This window comes from Streptomyces ziwulingensis, from assembly GCF_039542605.1.
Taxonomy (GTDB): Bacteria; Actinomycetota; Actinomycetes; order Streptomycetales; family Streptomycetaceae; genus Streptomyces; species Streptomyces ziwulingensis.
This window is the reverse complement of record NZ_BAABIG010000133.1, coordinates 1-543: the sequence shown is the minus strand read 5'-3', so window position 1 is coordinate 543 and position 543 is coordinate 1. Positions and strand designations below refer to the sequence as shown.

The 543-nt window shown below is 67.0% G+C and carries 1 pseudogene; it reads right to left on the bottom strand.

Annotation, left to right across the window (positions count from 1 at the left end):
• Position 1: 1 nt before the first annotated feature.
• A pseudogene (locus tag ABEB00_RS35780) lies at positions 2-543 on the bottom strand (IS5 family transposase); the annotation flags it as partial.

Here is a 543-nt window from a genome sequence, read left to right as displayed (position 1 = left end):
TTCATTTGGTGAGGCGACGGTGACAGATGAGGGCTGCGGCGATTCCGACGAAGGCGAGGAAGTGTTCGGCCTTGCGTTCGTAGCGTCGGTGGAGGCGACGACAGCCGGCGAGCCAGGACACGGTTCTCTCGACGACCCAGCGGTATCGGCCGAGCCGCTTTGAGGACTCGATGCCCTTGCGTGCGATGCGGTGGCGGATACCGCGTTCGCGGAGCCATCGGCGCAGGTGGTCGTAGTCGTAGCCCTTGTCCGCATGCAGCTTCGCCGGCCTCCGTCGCCGTGGGCCGCGGCGGGACCGGATAGGTGGGATCCCGCGCACGAGCGGTTCAAGGCCGAGACTGTCGTGCATGTTGGCGCCCGAGATCCCCAGCGAGACCGGCAGTCCGTTCCGGTCGGTGATCAGGTGGATTTTCGATCCCGGCTTGCCACGGTCGGTCGGATTCGGTCCGGTCAACGGCCCCCTTTTGCCGCCCGGACGCTGACGGAGTCGATCGCGCACCGCGACCAGTCCAGCTCACCTCTGGCGCCGAGTTCGTCGAGGAC